Origin of the sequence: Pseudorhodoferax sp. Leaf274 (assembly GCF_001422445.1) — a bacterium.
Lineage (GTDB): Bacteria > Pseudomonadota > Gammaproteobacteria > Burkholderiales > Burkholderiaceae_C > Pseudorhodoferax.
Genome location: NZ_LMNA01000003.1, coordinates 164,946 through 188,581, shown reverse-complemented (window position 1 = coordinate 188,581; position 23,636 = coordinate 164,946). Strand labels below are relative to the sequence as shown.

Annotated in this window: 24 protein-coding genes; 13 read left to right on the top strand and 11 right to left on the bottom strand. The window is 71.8% G+C overall.

The window, feature by feature from the left end; translation table 11 throughout:
* A complete protein-coding gene (locus tag ASF44_RS07710; protein WP_056898739.1) occupies positions 1-951 on the top strand; it encodes an ATP-binding cassette domain-containing protein in 951 nt (316 codons plus the stop codon).
* Positions 952-1,054: 103 nt separating this feature from the next.
* The gene (locus tag ASF44_RS07705; protein ID WP_056898624.1) at positions 1,055-1,861 is read left to right on the top strand and encodes an ABC transporter permease; all 807 of its coding nucleotides are present in this window, start codon (positions 1,055-1,057) and stop codon (positions 1,859-1,861) included.
* Between the two features lie 21 nt (positions 1,862-1,882).
* Here ASF44_RS07705 and ASF44_RS07700 read toward each other — a convergent pair whose 3' ends face one another.
* Positions 1,883-2,089, bottom strand: a complete 207-nt coding sequence (locus tag ASF44_RS07700; protein WP_056898623.1) for a heavy-metal-associated domain-containing protein — start codon at positions 2,087-2,089, stop codon at positions 1,883-1,885.
* Positions 2,090-2,235: 146 nt separating this feature from the next.
* Here ASF44_RS07700 and ASF44_RS07695 point away from each other — a divergent pair, with 146 nt between their 5' ends.
* The 6 genes from ASF44_RS07695 (at position 2,236) to ASF44_RS07670 (ending at position 8,491) form a co-directional block, all read left to right on the top strand.
* Positions 2,236-4,431 carry a cation-translocating P-type ATPase gene (locus ASF44_RS07695; protein ID WP_056898622.1) on the top strand — a complete coding sequence of 732 codons (2,196 nt, stop codon included), beginning with the start codon at positions 2,236-2,238 and terminating at the stop codon, positions 4,429-4,431.
* A complete protein-coding gene (gene cueR / locus ASF44_RS07690; protein WP_056898621.1) occupies positions 4,431-4,826 on the top strand; it encodes a Cu(I)-responsive transcriptional regulator in 396 nt (131 codons plus the stop codon). Before ASF44_RS07695 ends, cueR begins: the two co-directional genes overlap by 1 nt.
* A gap of 14 nt (positions 4,827-4,840) precedes the next feature.
* Positions 4,841-5,239, top strand: a complete 399-nt coding sequence (locus ASF44_RS07685; RefSeq protein ID WP_056898620.1) for a DUF2946 family protein — start codon at positions 4,841-4,843, stop codon at positions 5,237-5,239.
* A gap of 110 nt (positions 5,240-5,349) precedes the next feature.
* On the top strand, positions 5,350-6,747 hold the full coding sequence (locus ASF44_RS07680) for a TolC family protein (protein ID WP_056898619.1): 1,398 nt from the start codon (positions 5,350-5,352) through the stop codon (positions 6,745-6,747).
* A gap of 10 nt (positions 6,748-6,757) precedes the next feature.
* Positions 6,758-8,137 (top strand): multicopper oxidase family protein, encoded by a 1,380-nt coding sequence (locus ASF44_RS07675; protein ID WP_056898618.1) that lies wholly within the window; start codon positions 6,758-6,760, stop codon positions 8,135-8,137.
* Positions 8,138-8,152: 15 nt separating this feature from the next.
* Complete coding sequence (locus ASF44_RS07670) at positions 8,153-8,491, top strand: copper-binding protein (protein ID WP_056898617.1); 339 nt, start codon at positions 8,153-8,155, stop codon at positions 8,489-8,491.
* A gap of 1 nt (position 8,492) precedes the next feature.
* On the opposite strand, the gene ASF44_RS07665 is transcribed toward ASF44_RS07670, so the two are convergent.
* The gene (locus ASF44_RS07665) at positions 8,493-9,524 is read right to left on the bottom strand and encodes a GMC oxidoreductase (RefSeq protein ID WP_056898616.1); all 1,032 of its coding nucleotides are present in this window, start codon (positions 9,522-9,524) and stop codon (positions 8,493-8,495) included.
* Between the two features lie 94 nt (positions 9,525-9,618).
* Here ASF44_RS07665 and ASF44_RS07660 point away from each other — a divergent pair, with 94 nt between their 5' ends.
* Complete coding sequence (locus ASF44_RS07660; RefSeq protein WP_056898615.1) at positions 9,619-10,473, top strand: 3-hydroxybutyryl-CoA dehydrogenase; 855 nt, start codon at positions 9,619-9,621, stop codon at positions 10,471-10,473.
* A gap of 24 nt (positions 10,474-10,497) precedes the next feature.
* On the top strand, positions 10,498-11,310 hold the full coding sequence (locus ASF44_RS07655; protein WP_056898614.1) for a crotonase/enoyl-CoA hydratase family protein: 813 nt from the start codon (positions 10,498-10,500) through the stop codon (positions 11,308-11,310).
* A 9-nt stretch (positions 11,311-11,319) separates the two neighbouring features.
* Here ASF44_RS07655 and ASF44_RS07650 read toward each other — a convergent pair whose 3' ends face one another.
* On the bottom strand, positions 11,320-11,883 hold the full coding sequence (locus ASF44_RS07650; protein WP_056898613.1) for a histidine phosphatase family protein: 564 nt from the start codon (positions 11,881-11,883) through the stop codon (positions 11,320-11,322).
* Between the two features lie 115 nt (positions 11,884-11,998).
* On the opposite strand from ASF44_RS07650, the gene ASF44_RS07645 reads away from it, so the two are divergent.
* Genes ASF44_RS07645 through ASF44_RS07635 form a run of 3 tightly spaced genes read left to right on the top strand, consistent with a single transcriptional unit; the run spans position 11,999 to position 14,216 of the window.
* Entirely contained in the window at positions 11,999-12,823 is an 825-nt protein-coding gene (locus tag ASF44_RS07645) for an oxaloacetate decarboxylase (RefSeq protein WP_056898612.1), read from the top strand.
* A gap of 38 nt (positions 12,824-12,861) precedes the next feature.
* Positions 12,862-13,650 carry a transporter substrate-binding domain-containing protein gene (locus ASF44_RS07640; protein WP_369820910.1) on the top strand — a complete coding sequence of 263 codons (789 nt, stop codon included), beginning with the start codon at positions 12,862-12,864 and terminating at the stop codon, positions 13,648-13,650.
* Positions 13,647-14,216 carry a flavin reductase family protein gene (locus tag ASF44_RS07635; RefSeq protein WP_056898611.1) on the top strand — a complete coding sequence of 190 codons (570 nt, stop codon included), beginning with the start codon at positions 13,647-13,649 and terminating at the stop codon, positions 14,214-14,216. The genes ASF44_RS07640 and ASF44_RS07635 overlap by 4 nt, the downstream gene beginning before the upstream one ends.
* Positions 14,217-14,221: 5 nt before the next feature.
* On the opposite strand, the gene ASF44_RS07630 is transcribed toward ASF44_RS07635, so the two are convergent.
* From ASF44_RS07630 to ASF44_RS07595, 8 genes are all read right to left on the bottom strand, one after another.
* Complete coding sequence (locus ASF44_RS07630) at positions 14,222-15,199, bottom strand: response regulator (protein ID WP_056898610.1); 978 nt, start codon at positions 15,197-15,199, stop codon at positions 14,222-14,224.
* Positions 15,196-16,362 (bottom strand): hybrid sensor histidine kinase/response regulator, encoded by a 1,167-nt coding sequence (locus ASF44_RS07625; RefSeq protein WP_056898609.1) that lies wholly within the window; start codon positions 16,360-16,362, stop codon positions 15,196-15,198. The genes ASF44_RS07630 and ASF44_RS07625 overlap by 4 nt, the downstream gene beginning before the upstream one ends.
* A 13-nt stretch (positions 16,363-16,375) precedes the next feature.
* Positions 16,376-17,842: a sensor histidine kinase gene (locus ASF44_RS07620; protein ID WP_082524589.1), complete on the bottom strand. Its 1,467-nt coding sequence runs from the start codon at positions 17,840-17,842 to the stop codon at positions 16,376-16,378.
* Positions 17,843-17,848: 6 nt separating this feature from the next.
* Positions 17,849-19,255 carry a class I SAM-dependent methyltransferase gene (locus ASF44_RS07615; protein WP_056898608.1) on the bottom strand — a complete coding sequence of 469 codons (1,407 nt, stop codon included), beginning with the start codon at positions 19,253-19,255 and terminating at the stop codon, positions 17,849-17,851.
* Positions 19,256-19,327: 72 nt separating this feature from the next.
* Positions 19,328-20,143, bottom strand: coding sequence for a UPF0149 family protein (locus ASF44_RS07610; protein ID WP_235579160.1), 816 nt, complete (start codon positions 20,141-20,143; stop codon positions 19,328-19,330).
* A gap of 152 nt (positions 20,144-20,295) precedes the next feature.
* The gene (locus ASF44_RS07605; RefSeq protein ID WP_082524588.1) at positions 20,296-20,793 is read right to left on the bottom strand and encodes a putative toxin-antitoxin system toxin component, PIN family; all 498 of its coding nucleotides are present in this window, start codon (positions 20,791-20,793) and stop codon (positions 20,296-20,298) included.
* A complete protein-coding gene (locus tag ASF44_RS07600; RefSeq protein ID WP_056898606.1) occupies positions 20,780-22,033 on the bottom strand; it encodes a class I SAM-dependent RNA methyltransferase in 1,254 nt (417 codons plus the stop codon). The genes ASF44_RS07605 and ASF44_RS07600 overlap by 14 nt, the downstream gene beginning before the upstream one ends.
* 2 nt (positions 22,034-22,035) lie before the next feature.
* On the bottom strand, positions 22,036-23,619 hold the full coding sequence (locus tag ASF44_RS07595) for an RNA polymerase factor sigma-54 (protein ID WP_056898605.1): 1,584 nt from the start codon (positions 23,617-23,619) through the stop codon (positions 22,036-22,038).
* Between the last annotated feature and the right edge of the window lie 17 nt (positions 23,620-23,636).

The following is a 23,636-nucleotide window of genomic DNA, read 5'->3' as shown; positions in this document are numbered from 1 at the left end:
ATGACCTCCCCGCTGTTCGAAGTCCGCGCGCTGACCAAGCGCTTCGGCGCCAACACCGTGGTCGACGACCTGTCGTTCGCGATCGCCCCGGGCGAATGCCTGGGCGTGATCGGCCCCAACGGCGCCGGCAAGACCACCACCATCCGCATGTGCCTGGGCCAGACGGCGCCGGACGCCGGCAGCATCGGCTACCAGGCGCGCGACGGGCGCACGCTCGCCATGCCGGCCGACGCGCTGGCGATCAAGGCGGAGCTGGGCGTGGTGGCGCAGTTCGACACGCTGGACCCCGATTTCGACTGCAGCGAGAACCTGGTCGTCTACGGGCGCTACTTCGGCATGCGCCGCAGCGAGATCCAGGCCCGCGTGCCGAAGCTGCTGGAGTTCGCCGCCCTGACCAGCAAGGCCCACGCCAAGCCGGTCGAACTCTCCGGCGGCATGCGGCGCCGGCTGAGCCTGGCGCGCGCGCTCGTGAACGACCCGCGCCTGCTGCTGCTGGACGAGCCCACCACCGGTCTCGACCCACAGGCGCGCCATTTGATGTGGGAGCGCCTGCAGATGCTGCTGCAGCAGGGCAAGTCCATCCTCTTGACCACGCACTTCATGGACGAGGCCGAGCGCCTGTGCTCGCGCCTGCTGGTGCTGGACCACGGCAAGAAGATCGCCGAGGGCCAGCCGCGCGCGTTGATCTCCGAGCACCTGGAGCCCGACGTGGTCGAGGTCTATGGCAACGGCGCGCTGGCGCTGGCGCAGGACGCAGCCCATGCGCCGTTGCGCGCACTGGCCGCGCGCGTGGAGGTGAGCGGCGAGACCGTGTTCTTCTACACGCGCGAGGCCAAGCCGCTGCTCGACGCGCTGGCCTCGCAGGGGCAGATCCGCACGCTGCACCGGCCCGCGAACCTGGAAGACCTGTTCCTCAAGCTCACGGGGCGGCAAATCAGGGACGACGCGTGAGCGCGCAGGCGAGGGGCCCCGCTTGCGGGGATCGCCCCAGCGAACGCGTCAAGGTTGCCGACCACATGACATGGGCACACACAAAACCGTACGGATGCGACGCATGAACACGACAACCCAAAGCATCTGGCGCACGCCACAGATCTCCGGCCGCTGGTGGCCCGTGTTCCTGCGCAACCTGCTGGTCTGGCGCAAGCTGGCCATTCCCAGCCTGGTCGGCAACATCGCCGAGCCGCTGATGTGGCTGGTGGCCTTCGGCTACGGCATGGGTGCGCTGGTCGGCCAGGTCGACATCGGCGGCGAGAAGGTGCCCTACATCCTGTTCCTGGCCTCGGGCTCGATCTGCATGAGCGCGATGAACGCGGCCTCGTTCGAGGCGCTGTACTCGGCCTTCTCGCGCATGCATGTGCAAAAGACCTGGGAGGGCATCATGAACGCGCCCGTGAACCTGGACAACCTGGTGCTGGCCGAACTGCTCTGGGCCGCGTTCAAGTCGATCTTCACGGTCACCGCCATCCTGTGCGTGATGCTTGCGCTGGGCATCAGCCACAGCCCCAAGCTGCTCGTGGCGCTGCCCGTGCTGCTGGTGGCGGGCATCATGTTCAGCGCCATCGCGCTGATCTTCAACGCGCTGGCCAAGGGCTACGACTTCTTCACCTATTACTTCACGCTGGTGCTCACGCCCATGATGTTCCTGTCGGGCGTGTTCTTCCCGCGCGAGCAGCTGCCCGAGGTGGTGCGCCTGGTGTCCGACTGGCTGCCGCTGACCAATGCCGTGGAGCTGGTGCGGCCGCTGTTCATGGACCGCTGGCCCGCGCACGCGCTGCGCCACGGGCTCGTGGTGGTGGCCTATGCGGTGGTGGCGTTCTGGGTGGCATTGGCGCTCACGCGCAAGCGCTTCAAGGGCTGAGCCCGGGCACCGCGCAGCGGCTCAGCCCGGCACCTGCGTGGGCGTGAAGCCGGCAGCGGCAATGGCCTGCTGCACGGCCGCCGCATCGGCCAGCGCCGGCTGCACCTGGACGCGGTGGCGCGCCAGGTCGACCTCCACCTTGGCCTTTGGATCGGCCGCCTGCACGGCCTTGGTGATGCTGGCCACGCAGTGGCCGCAGCTCATGTCTTGCACGTCGAATGTCAGCATGGGGTGCTCCTGGAAACGATGGCGCGAGTGTCATCCTTTCCACCATGGCAAGGTCAAAGGCCTGGCCGACATGCCCCTGCTGCAGACGTGGAATCCGCGCGGGCAGCGCTTGACCTTCCCACCGTGGCAAGCCAGACAATGCCGCCATGGCCTCTTCCACCACCGTCGGTTCCCCGCTGCGCCTGCAGATCGAAGGCATGAGCTGCGCGTCCTGCGTGGGCCGTGTCGAGAAGGTGCTGCGCGCCGTGCCCGGCGTGCTGGATGCGTCCGTCAACCTGGCCAGCGAACAGGCCACGGTGCAGGCCCAGTCCAGCGTGCAGGTGCAGGCGCTGGTGGCGGCCACGGCTGCAGCCGGCTACCCGGCGCGCGTGCTGACCGATGCCCGTGCCGCCACCGCCGAACCGGCCGGCACGCCCTGGTGGCCGGTGGCCGTGGCCGCCGCGCTCACGCTGCCCCTGGTCGCGCCCATGCTGGCCCAGCCCTTCGGCGTGCACTGGATGCCGCCGGGCTGGGTGCAGCTGCTGCTGGCCACGCCCGTGCAGTTCTGGCTGGGCGCGCGCTTCTACCGTGCGGGCTGGGCGGCGCTGCGCGCGCGCAGCGGCAACATGGACCTGCTGGTCGCGCTGGGCACCTCGGCGGCCTTCGGACTGTCGCTGTACCTGCTGTTGCAGCACAGCGGGCATGGCAGCGAACCGCACCTCTACTTCGAGGCCTCGGCCGCCGTCATCACGCTGGTGCTGCTGGGCAAGTGGCTCGAGCAGCGCGCCAAGCGCCAGACGCTGGACGCGATCCGCGCACTCAACGCATTGCGGCCGACCCGGGCGCGCGTGCGCAGGGACGGCGTGGAGCAGGAGATCGCGGTCGAGCAGCTCGTGGTCGGCGACCTCGTTCTGGTGCGCCCGGGCGACCGCATCGCCGTGGACGGCGAGATCGTGCTGGGCCAGACCCATGTGGACGAATCGCTGCTGACCGGCGAGAGCCTGCCCGTGGCCAAGGGCCCGGGCGAGCGCGTGACGGGTGGCGCCATCAATGGCGAGGGGCTGCTCACGGTGCGCACGCTGGCGGTGGGCGCCGAGACCACGCTGGCCCGCATCATCCGCATGGTCGAGTCGGCCCAGGCCGCCAAGGCGCCGATCCAGCGCCTGGTGGACCGCGTGAGCGCGGTGTTCGTGCCCGTCGTGCTGCTCATCGCGCTGGCCACGCTGGCGGGCTGGGTGGTGGTGGGCGGCGACTGGGAGCAGGCCCTCGTCAACGCGGTGTCGGTGCTCGTGATCGCCTGCCCCTGCGCGCTGGGCCTGGCCACGCCGGCCGCCATCATGGCGGGCACCGGCGTGGCGGCGCGCCACGGCATCCTGATCAAGGACGCGCAGGCGCTGGAAACCGCGCACGCCGTCACGCGCGTGGCCTTCGACAAGACCGGCACGCTGACCGAAGGCAAGCCCGCGCTGGCGGCCGTGCGCCCGGCCGCCGGCCTTGCGCTGGAGGCCGTGCTCCGCCACGCCGCGGCCTTGCAGGCCAGCAGCAGCCACCCGCTCGCGCTGGCCGTGCGCGAACGCGCTCAGGGCCTGTCCGTGCCCGCCGTGCAGGACGCGCAGGCCCTGCCCGGCCGCGGCGTGCAGGGCACGGTGGAGGGCCGGCTGCTGGCGCTGGGCAGCACGCGGCTGCTGCGCGAACGCGGGCTCGACGCCGGCGCACTGGCCATGGAGGCCCGGCAGCTGGAGCAGGCTGGCCGCACCGTCTCCTGGCTGCTCGATGCCGACCGCGTGCTGGGCCTGCTGGCCTTCGGCGACACCGTCAAGCCCTCGGCCGCGGCCGCCATCGCGCGGCTGCACGCGCTGGGCATCCAGACCCTGATGCTGACCGGTGACAACCGCGGCGCGGCCGAGGCCGTGGGCCAGGCGCTGGGCATCGCGCGCGTGCAGGCGGAGATGCTGCCCCAAGACAAGGCCGCCGTGGTGCAGCGCGAGCGCGCGGCCGGCCAGGTGGTGGCCTTCGTCGGCGACGGGCTCAACGACGGCCCGGCGCTGGCCGCGGCATCGTGCGGCTTCGCGATGGCCGGCGGTGCCGACGTGGCCACCGAGACGGCCGACATCACGCTCATGCGCGGCGACCTGCGCCTGGTGGCCGACGCGCTGGACCTGTCGCGCCGCACCAGCGCCAAGATCCGCCAGAACCTGTGGTGGGCCTTCGGCTACAACGCACTGGGCATCCCGCTGGCCGCGCTGGGCCTGCTGAACCCGGTGATCGCCGGCGGCGCGATGGCGCTGTCCAGCGTCAGCGTGGTCGGCAATGCGCTGCTGCTGCGCCGCTGGCGCGGCAGTGCGCAAAGGAGTACCCCATGATGAACATCGGCGAGGCCGCCAAGGCCACGGGTGTCTCGGCCAAGATGATCCGCCACTACGAGGGCGTGGGCCTGTTTCCGGAGGCCGCGCGCAGCGAGGCCGGCTACCGGCTCTATGGCGACAAGGACATCGGCACGCTGCGCTTCATCCGCCACGCGCGCGACCTGGGCTTTTCGATCGAGCAGATCCGCGAGCTGCTGGGCCTGTGGTGGGACCGCAAGCGCCCGAGCCGCCAGGTCAAGGCGCTGGCGCAGGCGCACCTCGCGGAGCTGGACGCCAAGCTCGCCGAGCTGCAGGCGATGAAGTCCACGCTGCAGCACCTGGTGCACTGCTGCCACGGCGACGACCGGCCGGACTGCCCGATCATCGATTCGCTGGCCAGCCACAGCGCCTGACTACACTGGCCGCCGTGAAGCTGCTGCGCCTCTCGCTGATCCTGCTGCTGGCCGTGCTGCTGCCGGTGCGCGGCGCGCTGGCCGCGGCGATGCTGTGCGCGCCCGCAGCCGCGCCGGTCGCGGCAGAGCAGCCGCACGGCGCGCACGGAGCACAGGCGCAGCATGGCCACCACGCGATGGCCGTGGCCGCGGGCGACCACAGCATGGGCCACGATGGGCACGGCGGCGGCGACCACGCCGCACACCAGGCCTGCACCCAGTGCGCGGCGTTCTGCGCGCTGACCACGCTGACCGGCCCCGGCCAGGCGCCCATGCCGGCCATCGCGCTGCCGGCCGCCACGTTCCCGCCCTTGCCCGCCGAGGCCGTGCGCTTCGAGCGCGACGGCCCCGAGCGCCCACCCCGAACGGTCTGACGCCGCACGGCCTGCCGCCCGCAGGCCGGAGCCCGCTCGCGCGTGCAGCCTGCATGCGCGCCGGCCGTTGCCGCCCCGCCGGGCGCAGCGGCATCCAGATCCGTCGAACCATGAACCGATTTCTCTTGCCGCTGGTGCTGCTGCTGTCCGGCTGCGCCAGCTTCTCGCCCGACGGCGGCATGGACCGCGTGGCCGCGCTGACGCGCGAGCGCACCGGCCAGGCGCCGCCCGCCCCGCCCGCCGCCGAAAGCCAGGACAGCGCCGCACAGCGCGCCGCCGAACTGCTGCGCGCGCCCCTTGCGCAGGAGGGCGCCGTCGAACTCGCGCTGCTGCAGCACCGCGGCCTGCAGGCGCGCTTCGCCGCGCTGGGCGTGGCCGAGGCCGACCGCGTGCGCGCGGGCCGGCTCGCCAACCCCGTGCTCGGCTTCGGCCGCCTGCGCGAAGGCGGCGGCGCGCTGGAGATCGAGCGCTCGCTGGTGTTCAACCTCCTGGGCCTGCTCACGCTGCCGGCCGCGCAGCGCGTGGAGCAGGAGCGCTTCGCCCAGGCCCAGACCGAGACGGCGGCCGCCGCCGTCGAACAGGCCCGCCAGGCGCGCGAGGCCTGGACCGAGGCCGTGGCCGCGCAGCAGCTCGTGCAGTACTTCGCGCAGGTGCAGGACGCGGCCGATGCCGCCAATGTGCTGGCCCGGCGCATGGTCCAGGCCGGCAACTTCCCGGCGCTGGCGCAGATGCGCGAGCAGGCCTTCCATGCCGAGGCCGTGGCCGACCTCGCGCGTGCGCGCCACCGCGCCCTGGCTGCACGCGAACGCCTGGTGCGCGCCCTGGGCCTGTCTGGCGCCCAGCTGCACGCGCTGCAGCTGCCCGCACGCCTGCCCGGGCTGCCGCCGGCGCAGGCGGTGCCTGTGCAGGCGGAGGACCAGGCCATCGCACGCCGGCTCGACCTGCTGGCCGCGCGCCAGCGCGCCGAGGCCCTGGCCCGCCAGCTGGGCTTGGCCGAGGCCACCGGCTTCGTCAACCTGCTGGAGCTCGGCGTGCAGAGCAAGAGCAGCACGGGTGCGCCGCGCACCACCGGCTGGGAGGCGGCCGTCGAACTGCCGCTGTTCGACTTCGGCCGCGTGCGCTGGGCCGGCGCCGAGGCCCGCTACCGGCAGTCCCTGCACGAGGCCGCCGACGTGGCGCTGCAAGCCCGCTCGGAGGTGCGCGAAAGCTGGTCGGCCTACCGCACGGCGCACGGCCTCGCACGCCATTGGCGCGACGAGGTCGTGCCGCTGCGCCAGCGCATCGCCGAGCAGAACCTGCTGCGTTACAACGGCATGCTGATCGGCGTGTTCGAGCTGCTGGCCGATGCGCGCGAGCAGGTGCGCAGCGTGGCGGCGGCCGTGGAGGCGCTGCGCGACTTCTGGCTGGCCGACAGCCGCCTGCAGCAGGCGATGGCCGTGCCGCCATCCCCGCCTTCCCCGCCGTCCCCCACGCCTCCCTCGTCCCCCAACGGCCACGCCGGCCACTGAAAGCCTCCCCATGTCCGACCGCAGACATTTCTTCCGCGCGGCCGCCAGCGCCGTCGCCCTGTCCGGCGTGGCGCGCGCCGCGTTGGCCGCGCTGCCCGAACCCGCCACCGGCACGCCCGCTGGCGCCGACACCCAGCCGCCGCCCCCGCCGTCCACGGGCCGGCCGTTCCGCCCCGTCGTCACGCTGAACGGCTGGTCGCTGCCCTGGCGCATGAACGCCGGCGTCAAGGAGTTCCACCTGGTCGCCGAGCCCGTGCTGCGCGAGCTCGCGCCCGGCATGCAGGCGCGCCTGTGGGGCTACAACGGCGCGAGCCCGGGCCCGACCATCGAGGCCGTGGAGGGCGACCGCGTGCGCATCTTCGTCACCAACCGCCTGCCCGAGCACACAACGGTGCACTGGCACGGCCTCTTGCTGCCCAACGGCATGGACGGCGTGGGCGGGCTCACGCAGCCGCAGATTCCGCCCGGCAAGACCTTCGTCTACGAGTTCAGCCTGCTGCGCCCCGGCACCCACATGTACCACCCGCATGCCGACGAGATGGTGCAGATGGCCATGGGCATGATGGGCCTGTTCATCGTGCACCCGAAGAACCCGCGCCAGCTTGCGGTGGACCGCGACTTCGCGTTCCTGCTGGCCTCCTACGCCATCGAGCCCGGCAGCGCCGTGCCGCGCGTGGCCGAGATGACCGACTTCAACCTGTGGACCTGGAACAGCCGCGTGTTCCCGGGCATCGATCCGCTGGTGGCGCGCACGGGCGACCGCGTGCGCATCCGCGTGGGCAACCTCACGATGACCAACCACCCGATCCACCTGCACGGCCCGCACTTCGAGGTGACCGGCACCGACGGCGGCTGGGTGCCCAGGGCCGCGCGCTGGCCCGAGGTCACGACCGACGTGGCCGTGGGCCAGATGCGCGCCATCGAGTTCGACGCCGTGGCCGGCGACTGGGCCATCCACTGCCACAAGTCGCACCACGTGATGAACGCCATGGGCCACGACGTGCCCACCATGATCGGCGTGGCGCAGGACGACGTGGCCGCGCGCATCAGCCAGCTCGTGCCCGACTACATGGCCATGGGCAGCGCCGGCATGGCCGAGATGGGCAGCATGGAGATGCCGCTGCCCGACAACACGCTGCCCATGATGACGGGCACCGGCCCGTTCGGCCCGCTCGAGATGGGCGGCATGTTCAGCGTGGTCAAGGTGCGCGACGACCAGGCGCCGGGCGACTACCGCGACCCGGGCTGGTTCCGCCATCCGGCCGGCAGCGTGGCCACGGCCTACGAGGGCGAACTGCCGCCCGCGCCACGCGCCGCCGCGCCCGCCGCGCCTGCCGGCACCGAGCCGCCCCTGCGCGCGCGCAAGCCCGGCAACCACGCCCACCATTGACCAAGGAGTCCGACCATGCACGCACGCATCCTCCTGGCCGGCGCCGCGCTGGCCTGCGCCACCGCCCTGCAGGCGCAGGGCACCGACGACGGGCACGCCGGCCACGGCACCCAGGCCGCTGCCCCGGCCGACGCCATGGCCACGGGCGAGGTCCGCAGGATCGACCGCGCCGAGGGCCGCATCACGCTGCGGCATGGCCCCTTGCCGAACCTCGGCATGGGCGCCATGACCATGGTGTTCCGCGCGGCCGACGCGCGGCTGCTCGAAGGCCTGGCCGAGGGCGACAAGGTGCGCTTCACGGCCGAGCGCATCGACGGCGCGCTGACCGTGGTGGCGCTGGAGCCGGCCCGCTGATTCAGGCTACGCGCAGCAGTGCCTGCGCAAGCGGCTCGCCCAGCGCGGCCACGGCGCGGCTGTCGGCCGGCAACTGCGTGAGCACCGAGGCATCGGCCACGTGCAGGCCGGCGATGCCGCGCACGGCCAGCTGCGCATCGACCACGGCGAGCGGGCCATCGCCCTGGCAGCAGCCGCCGGCCACGCCGATGCCGGGTTCCGCATGCTCGCGCAGCAGGCGCTCCAGTGCCAGGTCGGGCAGCGGCCCCGCCCAGGGCCGCGCGGCACGCAGCCCCTCGGCGCCGAGCCCGGCCAGCGTGGCGCGCAGGTGCTGGGCCAGCGCCTGCACATCGTCGCGATCGCTGAGCAGGTCCGGGTCCAGCCGCGGCGGCTGTGCGGGGTCCTTGCCCTGCAGGCCGAGGCGGCCGCGGCTGGCAGGTTGCTCCAGCACCAGCTCCAGGTCGTCGGCCGAGCGGCGCAGGCCCCATGCGGCGAAAGCACCGCGCCGCAGCGGCAACGGCAGCCGCACCGGCACCTGCAGCTGGAGGCCCACGCCCGGCAGGTCGTGCCGCGTGGCCACGCCCGCGGCCACCAGGTGGGCATGCGGCCCGATGCCCGAACGCATCAGCAACAGCGGCGACTGCAGCGCGCCGGCGCACAGCACGACGGCGCGCGCCGCGCGCAGCTGCTGCACCAGGCCGGCGCGGTGCAGTTCCACGCCAGTGGCACGCCGGCCCTGCAGCAGCACGCGCACGGCCAGCGCGTCGGTGAACACCGTGAGGTTGCCGGGCCGGGGCAGCGGTGCGGCTTCCGCGTCCCAGGCGGCGGTGCCGCCGAGGCCCTTTCCGGCCGTCAGCGCGACGGCGCGGCCGTTGAGGCCGGGCTGCGCCACGGTGGCCCAGCGCCAGGCCGGGCGCGGCCGGCGCCGCCGCAGGATCGCCGCAGGGGCCGGCCCGGCCTCGACCAGCGCGACCTGCACGGCCGCGTCCGCGGCAAGCCGCAGCGCCAGGCCGTAGCCCGTGGCTCCACCCCCCAACACCGCGAAATCGAACATTTATGATGCTGCGACACAGCAGGCCCGGCCTGCCTTCCACGCGGCCACGATACCGCAGCCGGCCCCCTCCCACCCCATCCCCAGGAGTTCCCCAATGAGCACCCCCATCCGCACCGTCGGCATCATCGGCGCCGGCACCATGGGCAACGGCATCGCCCAGGCCTGCGCCACCAGCGGCATCGACGTCGTCATGGTCGACATCTCCGACGCGGCCGTGCAAAAGGGCCTGGCCACCGTGGCCGGCAGCCTGGACCGGCTCATCAAGAAGGACAAGGCCACCGAGGCCGACAAGACCGCCGCGCTGGCCCGCATCCAAACCAGCACCGACTACGCCGACCTGGCCGCCGCGCAGCTGGTGATCGAGGCCGCCACCGAGAACTACGAGCTCAAGCTCAAGATCCTGAAGCAGGCCGAGGCCGTGCTGCCGCCCGAGACGCTGATCGCATCCAACACCTCGTCGATCAGCATCACCAAGATGGCAGCGGCCACCGGCCGGCCCGAGAAGTTCATCGGCATGCACTTCTTCAACCCGGTGCCGATGATGGCGCTGGTGGAGATCATCCGCGGCCTGCAGACCAGCGACGAGACGCATGCCGCCGTGCACGCGCTGGCGCTGGCGCTGGGCAAGTCGCCCATCACCGTGAAGAACGCGCCGGGCTTCGTCGTCAACCGCATCCTGGTGCCGATGATCAACGAGGCCTTCTTCGTGCTGGCCGAGGGCCTGGCCACGCCCGAGGACATCGACGCCGGCATGAAGCTGGGCTGCAACCAGCCCATCGGCCCGCTCGCGCTGGCCGACATGATCGGCCTGGACGTGTGCCTGGCCGTCATGAACGTCTACCTCGAAGAGTACGGCGACAGCAAGTACCGCCCCTGCCCGCTGCTCAAGGAAATGGTGGCCGCCGGCCGCCTGGGCCGCAAGACCGGCCGCGGCGTGTACATCTACTGACCTACACCACCGGAGAACACAAGAATGACGGAGACAAGCACCACCCCGGCCGAAGGCCGCATCGTGACCGAGCAGCGCGGCCACATCCTGCTGATCGGCATCGACCGCACCGCCAAGCGCAACGGCTTCACGCCCGCGATGCAACGCCAGCTGGCCGAGGCCTACACGCGGCTGGACGACGAGCCTGCATTGCGCGTGGGCGTGCTGCACGCGCTGGGCGGGCACTTCACGGCCGGGCTGGACCTGCCCAGCTTCGCGCCGCTGATGCAGCGCGGCGAGAAGGCCATCCCCGACGGCCTGGTCGACCCGGTGGACTTGGGGCTGCCGCAGTACCGGCGCCGCACCAAGCCCATGGTGGTGGCGGTGCAGGGCATCACCTACACGCTGGGCATCGAGCTCATGCTGGCGGCCGACATCGTGGTGGCGGCCGACGACTGCCGCTTCTCGCAGCTGGAGGTGCAGCGCGGCATCATGGCCACGGGCGGCGCCACGCTGCGCATGGCCGAGCGCGCCGGCAGCGGCAACGCGCTGCTGCACCTGCTGACGGCCGACGTGTTCGACGCGGCCGAGGCGCTGCGGCTGAACTTCGTGCAGAAGGTGGTGCCGGCAGGCCAGCAGCTGGACGAGGCCCTGCGCATTGCCGGCGCCATCGCCGCGCAGGCGCCGCTGGCCGTGGTGGCCACGCGGCTGTCGGTGCGCAAGACCGTGGAAGAAGGCGTGGCCGCCGCCGTGGGCGAGTTCATCGCCGTGCAGAAGGGCCTGGCCAACAGCGAAGACGCGGCCGAGGGCCTGCGCGCGTTCGTCGAGCGGCGCACGGCGCGGTTCAGCGGGCGCTAGGGCGCGCCCTCAGGGCGGCAGCCGCCCCACGACCTCCAGCCCGCGCGCCGGCAGGCTGCGCACCACGATGCCCTCGCCCGAGGCCGGGAAGATCCCGGTCAGCGCCGTGATGTTGACCTGGTGCGTGACCACCACCAGCACGCCCGGGCCGCGCCAGCCCGCCAGCACGGCGCGGGCGGCCTCGGTCTGGCGCGCGGACTGGGCCGCGTCCTCGTTGAAGAAGGAGTTGAAGGCGGGTGCCTCCTGCATGCGGCCAGGGAACGCAAGTTCGGCCGTGTCGCGCGTGCGGCACCACTGGCTGACCAGCACCTGGCCCACGGCGATGTTTCTGGCGCGAAAGCGCGCGCCCAGTTCCTGCGCCTGCACGCGGCCGCGTTCGCCGAGGTTGCGCTGCGTGCCGCAGTCGCCCAGCCGGAACTGCGGCGGGTCGCCCGTGCCCGGCGCGTCGGCATGGCGGAACAGCACGATACCGTCCGGCCCCAGCGCGGGCCAGGGCGGCGCCTGTGCCAGCGCGGGCAGCGCCACGGTGCAGGCCAGCGCGATCGCGGCCGCGGTGAGATGTCGTCGGTGCATGGCAGCCCTTCCGCAAAAGCGGCCCGTGCCTGACCGCGTTCTGCGACCATAGCCGCGCTGCGCCCGCCTGGCCGCAAAGCCCTTGGCCGCGCCAGCCCACCACAGGAGACTTCGCATGCCCCGCAGCACCGCCGAGAAACGCGCCGCCTTCCACGCCCTGCACCGCCAGGGCTGCTTCGTGATCCCCAACCCCTGGGACGCGGGCAGCGCGCGCTACCTCGAAAGCCTGGGCTTCGAGGCCCTGGCGTCCACGAGTTCCGGCCACGCCTGGTCGCAGGCCCGGGCCGACGGCGCCATGCCGCGCGACGCGGTGCTGGCCCACCTGCGCGAGATCGTGGCCGCGACCGACCTGCCCGTGAATGCCGACTTCGAGGACGGCTACGGCGACACACCGCAGGCCGTGGCAGACAGCGTGCGGCTGGCCGTGGCCACCGGCGTGGCCGGCCTGTCGATCGAGGATGGCACCGGCGATCCTGCGGCCCCCCAGTACCCGCTGGAGGTGGCCGTAGCGCGGCTCGCGGCCGCGCGCGCCGCCATCGACGCGGCCGGCGGCGACACGCTGCTGGTCGGCCGGGCCGAGAACTTCTTCAGCGGCCAACCCGACCTGGACGACACGCTGGCCCGGCTGCGCGCCTACGCCGCGGCCGGCGCCGACTGCCTGTATGCGCCCGGCATCCGCGCGCGCGCGCAGATCGCGGCCGTCGTGGCGGCCGTCGCGCCCAGGCCGGTCAACCTGCTCGTGGGCGGCACCTCCGAACACACCATGGCCGAGATCGCCGCGCTGGGCGTGCGCCGCGTCAGCGTCGGCGGTGGCCTGGCACGCGCGGCCTGGGGCGGCTTCATGCGCGCCGCCAAGGACCTGGCGCAGCACGGCCGCTTCGACGGCTTCGCGGGCGCCGCGGCGGGCGCGGAGCTCAATGGGCTGTTCAGCCCACGGTAGAGCCCGGTAGGATGCGCCGCTCGATCCACCAGGAACAGATGATGCAGCGCAAGACCTTCATGCAAGCCCTCGTCGGCGCGGCCGTGCTGGCCGCCTCCGCCCTTCTCGCCACCGCCCATGCCGGCCCGCGGCTGGACCGCATCATGGAGAGCAAGACGCTGCGCGTGGGCACGCCCGGCGACTACCGCCCCTTCGCGATCAAGACGGACACGGGCTACAGCGGCCACGACATCGACCTCATCGAGGCCATGGCCAAGGAACTGGGCGCCAAGGTCGAGTACGTGCCGACCACCTGGCCCAACCTCATGAAGGACATCCAGGCCGACAAGTTCGACGTCGCCGTGGGCGGCATCACGCGCAACGTGACGCGCTTGCGCCAGGTCGACATGCTGCCGGGCTACGCGCCCTTCGGCAAGGTGGCGCTGGTGCGCGCGGCCGACAAGGACAGGTTCCGCACGCGCGAGAGCCTGAACCAGGCCGGCGTGCGCGTGATCAAGAACCCCGGCGGCACCAACGAGGCCTATGTGCTGCAGAACCTGACGGCCGCCCAGGTCAGCACGCACGACAAGAACGCCGAGATCCCCGGCCTCATCGCCGAGGGCAAGGGCGACGTGATGATCACCGAGACCTACGAGGCGCTGCACTACGCGCGGGTGGACCCGCGCCTGCATGCGGCCTTCATCGATGCGCCGCTGACGCCTGTGAACACGCTGGGCTTCATGGCGCCGGCCGACGACGCGGAGTACCTGCGCGTGCTGCGCTTCGCCTGGGAGCTGGTGGACAGCCGCGGCGCGGTGCGCGAGGCGGCGGCCAAGTGGCTCAAATGAAGCCCGTCGCGCTGCACCACGCCAGCCGCCTGATCAACCACGGCCCCACCGTGCTCGTGACCAGCGCGCACGGCGGGCGCCGCAACGTGATGGCGGCGGCCTGGTCGATGCCCGTGGAGTTCACGCCGCCGCGCATCGCGGTGGTGATCGACAAGAACACCTTCACGCGCGAGCTGGTCATGGCCAGCGGCGCATTCGCGCTGTGCATCCCGGGCGCGGCGCTGGCCGACCTGGCCTATGCCGTGGGCAGCACGAGCGGGCGCGAGGGCGACAAGTTCGCACGCCTGGGCATCGCGGCCGCCAGCGGGCCGGTGCTGGGCATGCCGGTGCTGGAGCAGGGCTGCGTGGGCTGGCTCGAATGCCGGCTGATCCCCGAACGCCACACCGAAGCGGCCTACGACACCTGCTTCGGCGAGGTGGTGGCGGCAGCGGCCGATCCGCGCGTGTTCGACAACGGGCACTGGTCGTTCCGGGACGACAACACCGATCTGCAGACGCTGCACCACCTGGGCGCCGGCCTGTTCGCGCGCGCCGCGGGCACGGTGCAGGCGCGCCCGCCCGCCTGAGGGCCTCAGCCCGCCCCCTCGATGCGCTCGATGGCCGCGGCCATCCAGTCGCGCCGCAGTTGCCCTTGCTCGGGCAAGGCGCCGGGCACCACCAGCCAGCGGCCTTCGGCCTGCGGCTGCAGCGTGGCGCTGCCCTCGGTCCACAGCAGCCAGGCCAGCCAGGCCGTGCCGGCCGCGTTGACGGGTGCCGCCGTGGGCGCTTCCAGCGGCCAGACCAGTGCGGCACGGTCGCGCACGATCAGCTTGCCTTCGTGGATTTCAGAGGCGCCGGCCAGCGCCTCGTCGAGCACCGCCAGCGGCGGGCGGGCGCTGCCCTGGTCGGCGAACCAGCGGCCCCAGGCGGCCAGTTCGGTGCCGATGGCGATGCTGCGCGCCGTCTCGGCCTGCATCAGGTCGGCATGGTCGGTGGTGTGCCAGTCGATCGCCGGCGGCCGGCAGCCCAGCACGCTGGCCGAGCGCAGGAACGCCTCGACGCGCGGCGCATGGTCGGGCCGCACGAAGCCGGCGCAGGCCACCACCAGCTGCGTCACGCGCTCGGCCAGCAACTGTTGCTGCTGCACGATGAGCTTTTCGCGCAGCAGCGTGTCGCGCTCGCTGCGCAGCGCGGCCAGTTCCAGCGCGTTCTTGAGGTCGGCGCGCAGGCTCTCCAGATCCCAGGGCTTGGTGATGTAGCGGTAGATGTGGCCGGAGTTGATGGCCTCGATGGCCTCGCCCAGTTCGGAGTACGCCGTGGTCAGCATGCGCACGATGTTGGGATGGTGGTCGTGCGCGTGGCGCAGCAGCTCGTTGCCGTAGGCGCCGGGCATGCGCTGGTCGGACACCAGCACGGCGATCTCGTCGGCATGCTGGGCCAGCATGGCCCTGCCGGCCTCGACCGAGGAGGCGGTGAGGACCGGCGCCAGCGGAGAGACCAGGCGCTCGAAGTACTTCAGCGCCATGGCTTCGTCGTCCACGTACAGGATTTTCTGGGGTTGCTTGTTCATGTTCTGGCGTCCTCGGTGCTCGGGAAGGTCAGGGTCACGGTGCAGCCCTGTCCGGGTTCGGAGTGGATGGCGATGCCGCCACCGATGGCCTGGACGACACGCCGGCAGAACACCAGGCCCATGCCGTTGCCGCCGCTGGCCGCACGCGTGGTCAGGGGCTCCAGCGTCAGCCGCGCGAGGATATCGGGTGCGATGCCGCAACCGTTGTCGATGAAGCGGATCCACGCCTTGTGCGTGAGATCCGGCGGCGGGGCGCGGCCGAACTCGATGCGCAACTGGGGCGTTGCGACGCCGCGCAGCGCGAGCAGCGCGTTCTTGGTCAGCGTGCACAGCACCAGGTACAGCAGGTCGCGGCGGCCGGGCAGGCGAAAGTCCTGCTGCGGGTCCAGCACCACGCAGTCGCGCTCGTCGCCTTCGAACGGGTACTCGGCCAGCAGCGCGCGCGCCAGTGCGCCGGCGTACAGCGGCGGCTCGACGGCGCCCGGCAGGGCGTCGCGCGCGGACTGCACGAAGCTGGCGACCAGCGATTGGCAGTACAGCGCGCGCCGCTCGGCCGAGTCGATGGCAGCGATGATCTCGCCCGCGCGGTGCTCGGTGAACACCGCCTGCCCGCTGCCCGAGTCCTCGGGCCGGTAGCGGTCGCGCAGTGCGCCCATGTAGCCGCGCACGGTGCCCAGCGGGGTGTTGAGCTCGTGCGCGAGGAAGCCCAGCGTCTCGCGCATGGCCATGACGCGGCTCTCGTGCAGCGCGCTCTCGCGCGTGCGGTAGCGGTGCCAGGCCAGGGCGTCGCGCAGTGCCTGACGCGTTGCCGCTTCTTCGAGCGGCTTTTGCAGGATGCGGAACACGCGCCCCTCGTTCACGGCGGCGATGGCGAGCTCGGTATCGGCGTAGGCGGTGCACAGCAGCGGCACCAGGTGCCGGTGCCGGCGCTGCAACTCCTGCAACAGCTCCAGGCCAGTGCGCTGCGGCATGCGGTAGTCGGTGACGACCACGGCGATGCGGTGGCCGTGCCGGCCCAGCAGCTGCAGCGCCTCGTCGACGCTGGCGGCGGCTTCGATGGGGAACTCGTTGTCGTAGGTGCGGCAGAACCACTTGCGCGCGAGCGCCTCGTCGTCGACCACGAGGACGGTGTCGGCATCCGGTTCCATGGGCGACGCGTGCATGGGTACGGGTGCGTCAGGCCGGGATGGCGCCGGCCGGCGCATCCAGGGCGGAGGGTGGGGGCCGGGAGGCCGGCGCGCCCGCAGCGTCCCCGGCCGTTCCTGCGGCCTGCGCCGTGGCGGCGAAGTCGGCCGTGGCCAGCGCCAGGTCGAAGCTGAATTCGGTCCAGGCGTCTTCTTCGCTGGTGACCGTCAACTGCCCGCCGTGGCGCTGCACGATGGCATAGCACACGGCCAGGCCCAGGCCCAGGCCCTGGCCCACCTCGCGCGTGGTGAAGAAGGGCTCGAACACGCGGGCGAGGTTGTCCGGCGCGATGCCGGTGCCGTTGTCGCGCACGTGCACGACCAGGCGGCTGGCCTGGCGTTCGGCCCGCACCACGATCTGCGGCACCAGGCCCGGCCGGCGCTGCACGCCCTTTTGCAGCGCCAGCGCCGCGTTGCCGAGCAGGTTCACGAGCACGCCGATGATGGCCGGCTCGTCGCCGCGCACATGGGTGTCCAGCGGCAGCTGCGTCTCGATGCCCACGCCCTTGAGCTCGAAGCCGGTGAGCCGCAGCGCCGAGCGCAGCGCCTTCTCGAACAGGAAGATGCGTTCGCTGTCGCCGCCGGGCTTCTGGTAGGCGAAGGTCTTGAGGTCGGTCACGATGCTCTGCACGCGCAGCATGCCGTCCTTGGCGTCGGTCAGGCTTTCCTTGAGGTCGGCGCTGGTGGCCACGGCCGGGTCCATCAGCGCCATGTTGAGCGCCATCATGCTGTAGTTGACGGGGTTGTTGACCTCGTGCAGCAGCCCGGCCGACAGGGTGCCCAGGGCGGCCATCTTCTCCTGCTGCATCATCATCCCCTTGATCTGCGCCAGCGCCTGGTTGGTGCTGAGCAGCGAGGCGTTCTTCTCGGCCACCTCGCGCTGCAGGGCGAACAGCTTGAGCCGTGCGCGTTCGTTGAAGACCGTGCAGACCGACGAGGCCGTGGCAGAGAACAGCAGGAAGATGGTGTTGCCCACGAGCGCGCCGCCGGGGACCGGCGCATGCGCATGCAGCAGGCCCGCCAGGAAGTAGGCGACGCAGGTGAACGCGCCCAGCCCGACCGACTGCATCAGCCCGATCGGCATGATGATGCCGGCCGCGTAGAGGGCCAGGCTCAACCCGAACACGTAGGGAGACAGGGCCCCTTCGGTGTGGTAGATCATCCAGACGATCATGACCTGGGGCAACACCAGCCATGCCACCGTGATGGCGCGGACATACCGTTCGGCGCAGCGCGAATACAGCAGCGCCAGCAGCACGCCCAGCACGACGGTCGTCAGGCCACGCGCGATGCCCAGCGGCAGCTGGTGCTGGGGGTAGAACGCCATGTCCAGCCCCACGCCGCCCGGAACCAGCACGCAGGCCACGATGCAGCCCGCGCGGCTGTAGGCCAGGCGGAATTCGGACAGCTCGGCCTCGTAATCACCCTGCAGCGCCTTGGTCAGCCGGAATGCGTTCATGGGAGTTCATTGTGCGGCGACAGGCAACGCGGCCAGGCGCATGAACACGTTGACACCGGTGGCATCCGTCCACAGTTGCGCGATGCTGGCCTGCTGCGGGGCAACGGTGCGCATGCCGGCTTCGTCGCGGTAGATCAGGTGCCACTCCAGCACGTGCTCCATCACGTGGCGGTCCGGGTTGCGTTCGTGCACGTTGGTCACCAGCACTTCGCCTTCGGGACGCGTGCGGGCGATGAAGTACTCGAGCAGGCGGTTGCAGACCTTGTCGGACAGGTAGTCGAACAGGCCCGCGCAGTACACGAAGTCGAACGGCGTCTCGGGCAACTGGCGCGCGCCGGAGCTGCGCTTGAGCAGGTTGTGGACGGATTCGTGGACGAGCTCCACCGCCACCCGCACGCCGCGCCGGGCGCAGGCCTGGTCGATCATGGAGCGCGTGTAGGCCAGCGTTTCCTCGCTGAAGTCCATCAGCGTGAAGACGAAGCGCTCGGGCGATGGATGCTGTGCGATGAGGCGCTGGATCTCGACCGCCGGGCCGCAGCCCACGTTCAGGACGCGCACCGGGCCCCCGTTGCCGGGCCGCTCGGTCAGCGAGGACAGGGTGTCCACCAGGATGTCGATGCGGTTGCGGTGCGCGGTGGCGACGGGCGCGTTCAGGAAGAAGGTGTTGATGATCTGGAAGTAGGTGCTGGCGCCGTCGCGCGGGTCGCTCAGCATCTGGTTGACCATCTGGTAGTCGCCCGCATAGCCCAGCGGCTTGGCAAAGGTGCGGTAGACGAAGGGCGCGCGCAGGATCAGGGGATGGATCGACGCCTGGGCGAAGCTGCGGTGGCTGGTCTGCAGCGCCGCGGGCACCTCGCCCGCCACATCCTCGAGGCGGTCGAAGTAGTCGCGCGTGCGCCGCATCAGCGGTTCGGCGATCTCGAAGAACACGTCCTTGCGCAGCTTGCCCTCGGGGTCCTTGGGCAGCGTGGCCGACATGTCGGCCTGGTCGACCCAGCGCGACACGTCGGACAGGTAGGCCCGCAGCTCGCTCACGGCGACCTGGTAGGACTCGCCGATCGTGAAGCGCTGGTTCCACTCGTCCACGAAAGCGCGCGCCTGCTGCGAGAACGAGGCCGGGTCATGGCCCATGACGGCTAGCTCGTCCCACTCGTCGATGAGCGTGACGGAAACCACCGCCATCAGCCCGGTGTTGAGCAGGCTCACCACCACCGCCTTGCCGCGGTAGACCGGCCGCTCGCCGGCGCGCACGGTCAGCTCGCTGAGCACCTCGCTGACCTGGACGATGGAGTAGGGGTTGTAGATCTCCATCACCAGCGAGCGCCGCTGGTGGTTGGTCAGCACCCCGCGGACGACCTCGCCCTGGCTGTTGCGGAAGGTGATGACGGCATCGATGGCGCGGGGAGACAGCACGGCGCAGACCTCGGCAGGCGGGAGAGAAGGAACCAGGACGCGGGCTAGTGTTCCCGCAGAGGGCGCAGGCGCTCAGTCGGCGCCATGGCACTTCTTGAATTTCTTGCCACTGCCGCAGGGGCAGGCGTCGTTGCGGCCCGGGGCGGGGGCGTCATGGCGCACCTGCGCCACGCGGGGGCCCAGCGCGAGGCCGGCGGCGCGCAGGTCGTAGACGGCCCAGACCGCTTCGCCGAAGGCCTCCAGGCGGTCGGCCGACATGCTGGGCGGGCCTTCCTGGCCGTCGTCGTCCACATAGGCGGAAACCTCGTGCGGGCCCTCGTCGTCCTCGCACAGTTCTGCCACGTTGCCCAGCGCATCGTCCATGGCGCGGGCGATGTCCTTCTCGCGGCTGGGGGCCAGCCATTCGTCCGGCCAGGTCTCGACGACGAGCATGAAGCCCAGCGCCCACAGCTGCGCGAACGACGGCAGCTGCGCCTGTGCCTCTGCCAGAGCGGCGGCCTCGGGCTGCTCCAGGCCCAGGGCTTCGGCGCGGGCCGCGGGCTCCAGCTGGGCCATGGCGCTGCGCACGTCCAGCACCTGGGGGCAGTAGGCGCGCTCGTCGTCCAGGCTGTCGACTTCGGCATCCAGCGCGGTGGCGACCTCCTGCCAGCGGCGCGCCCACATGGCTTCGAACTGCTGGCGCACGGCGGCGTCGGGGAACAGTTCTTCCAGCGGCTTCTCCGACTCCAGCAGCACCGGCCAGTAATCGGCCGGCGCGACCGGGCTGCGGCAACACACCAATGCGGCCATGAAGCCCTCGCACAGCTCCCATTGCGGGGCATCGATGCCCTGCTCGCGCAGGATGTCGAGCCAGGCATCGAGCTGGTCGAAGTCCTCGGGCTGGAGCATGGACGTTGCCGGAGCAACTGCGGGAGGGGTGGGCGCAGGTGAAGACATCTAGGTACAGGCCGGCCGCCTGGGCGACAACAGCCCAGCAGTGGGCGGAATGGATCGTGGCGCCGCAAAGGGCGCACAGCAAGCTGGATGCGCGTTGCGCATGCTTACATATGCTGCAAGTGTGCCAGTTCCGCCGCGGCTTCAACACCATGGCGTGTGAGCGGTGGATGACGGTTGGTAAGCAACTGTTTCTCCACGCGCACGCCGAGGCCTGCGAGCGGTGCACGCGTGGCAAGCACCGCGCGGTCCTTGCTCAACAGCAGGGCCCGGTGCGCGACGGCCAGGTCGATGAACGGCTGGTCGTCGGGGTCGCTGCAGCGCACGGCACACGCGGGCACCGGTTCGACGGTGCAGCTGTGGGCGTCGAATGCCGCGAGCGCGGCCTTGGCGGAACGCCCATGGGCCTGGCGCCAGGCCAGCAGGTGCGGGTAGTCGAGCACGCGCACGAACTCGGCGCGCATGCCGGGCAGCACCAGCCAGCGCAGGCGGCCCTGCTGCAGCGCCTCCTGCAAGGCGGCGGTGCCGGGGTCCTGGAACAGCAGCAGGTCCAGCGCGACGTTGGTGTCCAGCACCACGGCGCGGCTGGCGTCAGCTGGCCTCATCGCCGCTGGCGGTGGCGGGCGGGACTGGCGCAGCGGGCGTGCCGCGCGCCGAGCCGGCGACCAGTTCGAAGCGGAACAGCCGGCATTCGATGGGGCCGTTCCACATCGGCACGCGGCGCGACTCCTTCAGGCGCATGCGGCTGGGCAGCTTGGCGTCCGGCGTCAGCACCCAGGCGGTCCAGCCGGCGTAGTTGCGCTTCCAGTGGGTGGCCAGCTGGGGGAAGAAGTCGCCGCCGTCGTCGGTCTGCGCGGTCTCGCGGCCGCCGCGCTGCGGCTGTCCGAGCCGGTTGCCGGCCACGCCGGCCACGGCGATGCGCTCGCCATAGGGCGGGTTGAGCAGCATGGTGCCGGACTCGGCCGGCGGCATGCGCTGCAGGGCGTCGCCGCCGCGCAGCTGAACGGCCGCGGCGACGCCGGCGCGCTGGGCGTTGCGCTGCGCGAAATCGACCATGCGGTGGGCCACGTCGCTGCCGAACACGGTGGTGGTGGGGGCGTGCTGCGCGGCCTGGGCTTCCTCGCGCAGCGCGGCCCACACGTGCGCCTGGAAGGGCGCCAGCCGCTCGAAGCCGAAGCGCCGGTTCAGGCCGGGGGCGATGCCGCAGGCGATCTGCGCGGCCTCGATGGCGATGGTGCCGCTGCCGCAGCAGGGGTCGTACAGCGGGGTCTGCGCGTCCCAGCCGCTGGCGGCGAGCATGGCGGCGGCCAGGGTTTCCTTGAGCGGGGCATCGCCCTTGTCCTCACGCCAGCCGCGCTTGAACAGCGGCTCGCCCGAGCTGTCGATGTACAACTGCAGCCGGTCGGTGGTCAGGTGGGCATAGATGCGCACCTGCGGGAAGCGCGTGTCCACGTCGGGCCGGCTGCCGGTCTTGTCGCGGAAGCGGTCGGCGATGGCATCCTTGATGCGCAGCGCGGCGAAGTTCAGGCTCTGCAGCGGGCTGTGCTGGGCCGTGAGCTCGATCTTGAAGGTGTGGCGCGGCGTGAACCAGGCCTCCCAGGCGACGTTGGAGGCGATCGCATAGAGGTCCTGCTCGTGGCGGTAGTCGCCATGGGCCAGCTCGATCAGCACACGCTGGCACAGCCGGCTGTGCAGGTTCAGCCGCATGGCGTCGCGCCAGGAGGCGGACAGGCGCACACCGGCGCGGCGGGCCTGGACCGGCGCGCCGGCGATGCGCGCGGCCTCGTCGGCCAGCATGGCTTCGACACCCGCCGCGCAGGGCAGGAACAAGCGCAGGTTTTGCATGGCTACAGCGCTTTGCGCAGATTCGTTGGTGCGATGCGCAGGGCTTCGCGGTACTTGGCGACGGTACGGCGCGCGCACTCGATGCCCTGCTCCTTGAGCATGTCGGAGAGCTGGCTGTCCGACAGCGGCTTCTTGGTGTCCTCGGCCGTCACGAACTGCTTGATCAGCGCGCGCACGGCGGTGCTCGACGCGTTGCCGCCGGTCTCGGTGCCGAGCGAAGAGCCGAAGAAGTACTTCAGCTCGAAGGTGCCGAACGGCGTGGCCATGTACTTGGCGGTGGTCACGCGGCTGATGGTGGACTCGTGCAGGCCCAGCTCGTCGGCGATCTCGCGCAGCACCAGCGGGCGCATGGCCAGCGCCCCATGGGTGAAGAAGTTCTTCTGCCGTTCGACGATGGCGTTGGACACGCGCAGGATGGTGTCGAAGCGCTGCTGGATGTTCTTGATGAACCAGCGCGCCTCCTGCAGGCGCTGCTGCAATGCCGCAGTGTCCGAGGCCTCGCGGCCCCCGCCGCGGTGCTGCTTGAGCGCGTTGGCGTAGATGTCGTGCACGCGCAGGCGCGGCATCACTTCGGCATTGAGCTGGGCGCGGAAACGCACGTTGGCGCCGCGGCCGCTGCGGACCACGATGACGTCGGGCACGATGATGTTGCGCTCCACGTCGACGAACTTGCGGCCGGGCTTGGGCTCCAGCCGCGTGATCAACGCCAGCGCGGCCTTGATGCCGGCCTCGTTGTCGCCGCACAGGTTGGCCAGGCGGCGCAGGTCGCGCCGCGCCAGCAGGTCCATGGACTGGCGGCACATGCGCAGCGCAGTGCGCCGCAGCGGGGCGGGAACCTCGTCCTCGGGCAACGCGCGGATCTGCAGCGCCAGGCATTCGCCCAGGTCGCGCGCGCCGACACCGGCCGGCTCCAGGTTCTGCAGCAGGCGCAGGGCCACGGTGAAGCGGTGCACGAGCTCCTCGTGCGCCTCGGGGTCGTCACCGGCGAAGCCGGCGGCCAGCGCGTCGAGGCTGTCTTCGAGGTAGCCGTCGTCGTTGAGCGACTCGATCAGGAAGCGCAGCGCGGCCGTGTCTTCCTCGGACAGGCGCAGCGCCAGTGCCTGGCGGTGCAGGAAGCTGGGCAGCGACTCCTGGCTGCGCGCCAGTTCGGTGGCATCGGCATCGCCCTCCTCGCCCAGCGCGGAACCGTTGCGCGGCAGGGCGTCGCCGCCCCACTCGCCGTCGTCGGGCGCCACGTCGTGCGTGCCGTCGCCGTCCCAGTCGTGCTCGTCGGCCTGACCGGTCAGGGGCGATTCGGATTCGCTGCGGTTCTCGGCCGGCGCCTCGGTGGCGTAATCCAGCCCGCTGGACAGCGCGGCCTCGGTGTCGCGGTCTTCATCGCGCACCGGCGTGTCGGCCTGGGCCAGCCCGAAGTCCTCGCCCGGCGCCTCGTCCATGGACTGCTCCAGGAACGGGTTCTCGTCGAGCATCTGCTCGACCTCCTGCGACAGCTCCAGCGTGGACAGCTGCAGCAGCCGGATGGACTGCTGCAGCTGGGGGGTCAGTGCCAGGTGCTGGGAGACGCGGAGCGAGAGGCCTTGCTTCATAGGCGACCGAGCGCCGC